Source organism: Pedococcus sp. (assembly GCF_036000045.1).
Taxonomy (GTDB): domain Bacteria; phylum Actinomycetota; class Actinomycetes; order Actinomycetales; family Dermatophilaceae; genus Pedococcus.
The window spans coordinates 1-6765 of the sequence record NZ_DASYGF010000082.1 but is presented as its reverse complement, the minus strand read 5'-3'; the positions used below and the strand labels follow the sequence as shown (position 1 = coordinate 6765).

Annotated in this window: 5 protein-coding genes; 3 read left to right on the top strand and 2 right to left on the bottom strand. The window is 70.8% G+C overall.

Annotation, left to right across the window (positions count from 1 at the left end; all coding sequences use genetic code 11):
* Both helR and VGN50_RS12435 read right to left on the bottom strand, forming a co-directional pair.
* A partial coding sequence (gene helR, locus VGN50_RS12440; RefSeq protein ID WP_327445117.1) for an RNA polymerase recycling motor ATPase HelR occupies window positions 1-1446 on the bottom strand: 1446 nt, incomplete at its 3' end.
* Between the two features lie 117 nt (window positions 1447-1563).
* Window positions 1564-1950, bottom strand: a complete 387-nt coding sequence (locus tag VGN50_RS12435) for a PaaI family thioesterase (RefSeq protein ID WP_327445116.1) — start codon at window positions 1948-1950, stop codon at window positions 1564-1566.
* Window positions 1951-2108: 158 nt separating this feature from the next.
* Here VGN50_RS12435 and VGN50_RS12430 point away from each other — a divergent pair, with 158 nt between their 5' ends.
* The 3 genes from VGN50_RS12430 to VGN50_RS12420 all read left to right on the top strand — a co-directional run bounded on the left by VGN50_RS12430 (window position 2109) and on the right by VGN50_RS12420 (window position 6259).
* Window positions 2109-4001 (top strand): helix-turn-helix domain-containing protein, encoded by a 1893-nt coding sequence (locus VGN50_RS12430; RefSeq protein WP_327445114.1) that lies wholly within the window; start codon window positions 2109-2111, stop codon window positions 3999-4001.
* A gap of 72 nt (window positions 4002-4073) precedes the next feature.
* Window positions 4074-4847 carry a 3-hydroxybutyrate dehydrogenase gene (locus VGN50_RS12425; RefSeq protein ID WP_327445118.1) on the top strand — a complete coding sequence of 258 codons (774 nt, stop codon included), beginning with the start codon at window positions 4074-4076 and terminating at the stop codon, window positions 4845-4847.
* 14 nt (window positions 4848-4861) lie between these two features.
* On the top strand, window positions 4862-6259 hold the full coding sequence (locus VGN50_RS12420) for an MFS transporter (protein WP_327445113.1): 1398 nt from the start codon (window positions 4862-4864) through the stop codon (window positions 6257-6259).
* Window positions 6260-6765: the final 506 nt, after the last annotated feature.

The window sequence follows — 6765 nt, the reverse complement described above, 5'->3', positions numbered from 1 at the left end:
GGACTCTGCCTCCTGCTGACGGCGACGCCGTGAGGCCTGCGGGTCGCCGAGCCGTTGCCGGGCGGCGTCGAGCAGAGGCAGGTCCGAGACCGTCCACGCCTGCGGTTCCGCTCGCTGCAGGGCGCGGACCTGGTCGGCGCTGAGCCAGGGCGCGCAGAGCCGCAGGTAGGCCGGCACCGACCACAGGTCGCCGACGAGGTCGGTGGGCTCGAGCAACGGCCAGGCCATATTGAGCGCGGTGAGCAGGCCTCTGTTCTGCCGCAATGACTTTCGAAGCTGGTCCTCCGGCGCGTCCTCGACGTTCTGGTGGACCAGGATGGTGACGAGCTCCTCCAGTATCTCGTCGCGCGCCTCGTTGTGCGGCGTGCCGACGTCCGGGCCGTCGAACGCGGCCTTCCAGTCGTCCTCGGTCAGCCAGAGGTCGGACCAGGGCGTCTCGACGGGCGTCCCTGTCGCGGGTGGCTCCTCGTAGAACCGGACGGCCGCCTCGACCGCCCTGACGAGGTCGGCGGAGGCCTTGAGCAGCGCGACGTCAGGGTCGCGCTCGACTGGCGCCGTGGCTCCCTCGGGGACGAGGTCGCGCACGGTGCACGTCTGAACTCCCTCCTCACCGAGGCTGGGCAGGACGTCCGCGACATACGCGAGGTAGGGCTTGTGCGGGCCGACGAAAAGCACCCCACCTCGGCGGTGCCCGAGGCGCGGGTCCGAATACAGCAGGTATGCGGTGCGGTGCAGGGCCACGACCGTCTTCCCCGTGCCGGGCCCGCCGTCGACGACGAGTGTCCCGCGCGAGCCCGCGCGGATGATCGCGTCCTGGTCGGCCTGGATGGTGCCGAGCACGTCGCGCATCTGCGCCGACCGGGTGCTGCCGAGGCTCGCGATGAAGGCGGACTGGTCGTCGAGCGAGACCGCGTGGCCGTGGAACCCCTCGGGGGTGAACACCTCGTCCCAGTAGTCGCTCACCCGGCCGCGCGTCCAGCGGTACCGTCGACGGCTCGCCAGCCCCATGGGGTTGGCATGGGTGGCACCGAAGAACGGCTCGGCGGCGGGGGACCGCCAGTCGGCGAGCAGCCGACGGCCCGTGCTGTCCGTCAGGCCGAGCCGACCGACGTAGACGGGCTCAGGGTCGTCGGCGCTGACGATGTGTCCGAGGCACAGGTCGCGACCGAAGCGCCGCAGAGTGCGCAGCCGGGCGGACAGCCGGTGGATCTCCAGGTCGCGGTCCATCGCGGCCTGGCCCTTCCCGCCAGGGGATCTGCGCGCTGCGTCGAGCCTGGCGGACAGGTCTGCGAGGGACTCCTCGAGCGTGTGCGAGATGGCCGCGAAGTGCTGCTCGTCGCGCGCGACCAGGCCGGGGTCCGCCTTGGCGGCAAGGTGGTCGGGCAGGTCGAACGCGCTCGCCGGGCGTCCCTCCTGGGCGTCGGAGGTCGGCAGATGGACACCCATGGGCGGCTCCCTGTGTGCGGCTTCTGGCTCTGGGCCAGCGATTGTGCGCCAGGCCAGGGGCCTTGCCGCAAGCCCCCTACTGCGTTATACGTTGAGAGTGGAGGGGGAGATCGGCGGTCACGTCAGGTTCTGCAGCCGGACCTGACCCCGCGCGACGAGCCGGTCCTGGTCGTCGCGAGTCTCGACGACCCAGACCTGCTGTGAGCGTCCGCGATGGATCGGCCGGCCCACCGAGCTCAGGTCACCCTCGCTGACCGCTCGGTAGAAGTCCGTGGAGTTCGAGACGCCCACGACGCGGCCACGGTCTCCGAGCCACAACCCGGCCCCGACGCTCGCCAGGGTCTCCACCACACTGCAGTGCACCCCCCCGTGGACGATGCCGTGAGGCTGGTGCATGGCCGGCGAGGCGGTCCATGTCACGGACACCTCGTCGCCGTCGGCGCGGGTCACGCGCAGGCCGAGGCTCTCGGTGAACGGTCCGAGCTGGTCGATGCTGAGATCCATGCGTGGATCTTAGAAGGCGGCCGTCCCGTTCGGCGTACCAGGCCGGTCGGGCCGTCCCATCCGGATGAGGTACCGCGGTTCAACCACCGGCCTCCCCGCTCCGCCCCCGACCCCCCGAACGGCGAACTCGGGTACGGTTCGGCGTCGGGAGTGGTGACGTGAGCGAGCAGTTCCTTGACCTGCTGTATCGCGGGGCGGCGCGGGACGCCTATGACTCCGTGCTGTCGTCGGCGATCGAGTCGGGCGCGACCGGTCCCGAGCTCGACCGGCTGCGCGAGCACCACGGCGTCGCGCTGCGGATCCGTGACCAGATGGAGCGGCAACGCCAGCGCGAGGCCGAGCTCTCGGCGCTCTACGAGACCGCCAACGACCTCACCGCGATTCGCGATGTGGACGCTGTCCTGAGCGCGATCGCGCGGCGAGCCAGATCTCTGCTGCACGCCGACATGACCTACCTGTCGCTCAACGACGAGGCAGAGGGCGCGTCGTACATGAAGGTCACGGAGGGGGCCCTCACCGCTGAGTTCCGTCGGCTCCGGCTGCCCTTGGGGACAGGACTGCTCGGACTGGTCGCACAGACCGGCGAGCCGTACTTCACCGAGGACTACCAAGCGGATCACCGCTTCGTGCACCGCGACTTCATCGACAGCGCGGTCGCGGGTGAGAACATCCGGGCCATCCTCGGTGTGCCGCTGATGCTCGAGGGCAAGGTCACGGGCGCCCTGCTCGCGGTACACCGCAGCGTACGGCGCTTCCCTCCCGCCGAGATCGCGCTGCTGACGTCTTTCGCCGCACACGCCTCCGTGGCGCTGGAGAACGCCCGGCTGTTCGAGCAGGTCGACCAGGTCAACCGGCAGGTGCGCGCGCAGGCGACAGCCGTCGAGGTGGCCGCGCATGCACACGACCGGCTGACCGACGTGCTCCTGCACGGCGGCGGAGTCGCCGAGGTCGCAGCTGTCGTCGCCGATGTCCTACGCGGCTCGGTCACCGTGCTCGACGGCGACGGGCATCTCCTCGCCGGGTCCGCCACCCCGCCGGTCGGCGAGCAGGTGGACGCGGCCGTGCGCGAGGCGCGCGCCTCCGGTCGCAGCGTCCCGGTCGACGAGGGCGCCTCGCCGACCTATGTCGCGGTCGCCATGGCCGGGACGGAGCATCTGGGCACCCTTGTCCTCCACGGTCTTCAGGACAAGCTCGGGCTGGCCGACCGGCGCACCTTGGAGCGCGGCGCATTGGTCACGGCGCTGGTCCTGCTGTTCGGCCGCTCGGTCGCCGAAGCGGAGGACCGGGTCCGTGGGGAGCTGCTCGGCGATCTCATCGACGGCCGCGAGCTCGACGGCTCGCGGCTGCGGGAGCGTGCCCGGCGCCAGCATGCCGACCTCGACGGCCCGACCGTCGTCGTCGTGGCGCGGGTGGGCGGAGGGGAGCGTCGTCGCGCGGCTCAGCTCGCGAGCCGGCTCAGTGGCGAGCTCGCGGGGCTGGCGGGGGAGTACGACGGGCGGATCGTCCTCGTGGTGCCGCAGAACGACGACCCCCTGCGTGTCGGGCGGGCGCTCCGCGACCGGCTGGCCACCGCGGGCGCCAAGGCCACCGTGGGGCTGGCACCCGCGCCGACGTATGCCGTGATCGGCGCGGCATACGTCGAGGCACGCCGGTGCGTGGACGCCCTGGTGACGCTCGGCCGCGAGGGTGAGGTGAGCGACCCGGCCGGGCTCGGCGTGGCCCGCCTGCTGCTCGGGCACAACGGGCCCACCGAGCTGGAGGCCTTCGTGGAGCGTCTCATCGGGCCGGTCCTCGCCTACGACCGCCAGCGGGGGACCGAGCTCGTCGAGACGCTCGACGCATGGTTCTCCAGCGGGGGCCGTCCCGTCGAGACCGCCCGGCGGCTGCAGGTGCACGCCAACACCGTGGGCCAGCGTCTCGAACGCATCACCACCCTGCTGGGGGAGCAGCTTCGCGATCCCGCGAGGTCGCTCGACCTCCAGGTCGCCCTCCGCCTGTGGCGGCTGCGCGGCGTGCTCCAGCATGGAGAGAAGCCACATAACCACGCCTGAGCGATGTGGTGACGGCACATTTTCCGAACCGCAAACCGCCCATAACGTCGAGGCGTGAGCCAGACGACGACGATGACCGGACCGGGCCAGAGACAGCTGACGGGGCGCACGGCCCTGGTGTCGGGGGGAGCCAGCGGCATCGGGCGGGCGGTCGCCGGCGTACTGGCGGCACGCGGCGCCCGCGTCGTCGTGCTCGACGTGGATGAGGCGGCTGCCAGAAGGGCGGCTGAGGAGGTGGGCGGCGACTACCTCGTCGCGGACCTGTCCGACGGGGCCGCGGTCGACGGACTCGGCCTGGGCCAGACCGTGCATGCCGACATCCTCGTCAACAGCGCGGGCGTGCAGCATGTGGCGCCCATCGAGGAGTTCGACCCGGACCGGTTCGGGCTGATCGTGCGCCTGATGCTCGAGGCACCGTTCCGCCTCACGCGCGGCCTGCTGCCGGGGATGTACGAGCGGGGCTGGGGTCGGGTCGTGCATGTGTCGTCGGTGCACGGGCACCGCGCCTCGCCGTACAAGTCCGCGTACGTGGCCGCCAAGCACGGGCTCGAGGGACTGTCCAAGGTCATCGCGCTGGAGGCGGCCGGCAAGGGGGTCACGAGCAACACCGTGTGCCCGGGCTACGTCCGCACGCCGCTGGTCGAGGGACAGATCAGCGACCAGGCACGCACCCACGGGGTCGGCGAGGACGAGGTCCTCGACGAGGTGCTGCTCGCCCGCACCGCCGTGAAGCGGCTCGTCGAGCCCTCGGAGGTGGCCGACCTCGTCGGCTTCCTGTGCGGGCCGGGCACCGACTCGATCACCGGAAGCTCATTTCTCATGGATGGCGGCTGGAGCGCCGCATGAAAGGAACACAGCCCATGTCCACGCAGACCAACGCGGCCGGGACGCCGCAGGCCTCTCCCGCGACGCGCACCAGCTCGATCCGCACGGTGGTGTTCGCCAGTCTGATCGGCACCGCCGTGGAGTGGTACGACTTCTTCCTCTACGGGTCCGCCGCCGCCCTCGTGTTCGGCAAGCTGTTCTTCCCCGAGTCCGACCCGGTGACCGGGACCCTCCTGGCGTTCGGCACCTACGCCTTGGGCTTCGTGGCCCGCCCGCTGGGTGGCGTGGTCTTCGGGCACTTCGGCGACCGGGTGGGGCGCAAGAAGGTGCTCGTCCTGTCGCTGCTCATGATGGGCGTGGCGACCGTGGCGATCGGGCTCCTGCCCACGTATGCCGCCATCGGCGTCGGGGCGCCCATCCTCCTGCTGGTCTGCCGCCTCGTGCAGGGCTTCGCGGTGGGCGGCGAGTGGGGCGGGGCGGTGCTGATGGCTGCCGAGCACGGCAAGGACGAGGACCGCGGGTTCTGGTCGTCGTGGCCGCAGGCCGGAGTTCCGCTGGGCAACATGCTCGCCACGGCGGTGCTCTTCGTCCTGTCCGCCGTGCAGAGCCCGGCGACGTTCGAGGCGTGGGGGTGGCGGGTCCCGTTCCTGCTGTCCGCGGTGCTGGTGTTCATCGGCCTGGTGGTGCGGGTCCGGCTCGAGGAGTCGCCGGTGTACCAGGAGGCGCGGGCGCAGATCGCCCAGCGCAAGGACGAGGCCAACCACCTCCCCTTCCTGGAGGTCATCCGGACCTACCCCAAGGAGGTGCTGCTGGCCATGGGCATGCGGATGGCCGAGAACATCTCTTACTACATCTTCACCGTCGTCGTCATCGCCTATGCCAAGGACTTCGCGAAGGTCGGCACCGGTCTGATCCTGCAGATGCTGCTCATCGGCGCCGCGTTCCAGTTCCTCCTCATCCCTGCCTTGGGCGCCCTGTCGGACCGGGTGGGGCGTCGTCCGCTGTATCTCGTCGGGGCGCTGGGTGTCGGGGTGTGGTCGTTCTTCTTCCTCGGCCTCGCCGGGTCGCAGAGCGGTCCGAAGATCCTGCTCGCCGTGGTGGTCGGCCTCTTCTTCCACTCACTGATGTATGCGCCTCAGGCGGCCTTCTTCTCCGAGCTGTTCGGGACCTCCGTCCGCTACACCGGGGCCTCAGTGGGCTACCAGCTCGCCTCGATCTTCGCCGGGGCGCTCGCCCCGATCATCGCGGTGAAGCTGCTCGCCACGGGCAACGGGTCGAACACCATCGCGGTGGCGTACTACGTGTCGGCGGCATCGGTGATCACCATCGTCGCGGTCCTGCTCTCCAAGGAGACCCGGTGCACCTCGTTGCGTCACGACCGCGTCGTGCGGGGTGCGCACCGCGAGGCAGAGCTGGCCGGCGAGCGCGCCTAAAGCACACCTGGGCGGCAGGTGAGGGTCTGCGCAGGCCGGTCGATCGGGCCGCCCATGGGCTCGGCATCGACCAGCGCGGCGGCTGGCTCGTGCTGCACCCACGCGTGCTGCCGACGGCCGTGCTGCCGACGGCCATGCTGCCCGACGGCCGTGCTGCCCACGGCCGTAGCCGGCCGCCGTACACCCTGACCCCAAAATCGGCGCCGCTCAGGATCGTCGGTGGAAGCTGACTGACTTGATCCCGCGCGGGTCGGTGTCGATGTGGTGGTCGAACCCGGGGTGATGGATGACCCGATGGTGGTGCCCACACAGGGGTACTATAGAACATATGTTCGATAGCCAATCCCCGAACGTGAACGGCTGTCGACGTAGGTCAGCGGTGGCAAGCAACGGCCAACTCAGCGAAGCCGGCGCCAAGCCCAAGCCCAAGGCCGAGCCGACCCGAGGACAGCGACGCGAGAGCCCTAGGCCGCCGGCGAGGCGAAGACGACGATGTTGTCGAGGTA

Excerpts from the sequence above, each read along its gene's own strand:
- VGN50_RS12435 (WP_327445116.1), bottom strand. The coding sequence starts at position 1,950 with ATGGATCTCAGCATCGACCAGCTCGGACCGTTCACCGAGAGCCTCGGC.
- VGN50_RS12425 (WP_327445118.1), top strand. The coding sequence starts at position 4,074 with ATGACCGGACCGGGCCAGAGACAGCTGACGGGGCGCACGGCCCTGGTG.
- VGN50_RS12420 (WP_327445113.1), top strand. The coding sequence starts at position 4,862 with ATGTCCACGCAGACCAACGCGGCCGGGACGCCGCAGGCCTCTCCCGCG.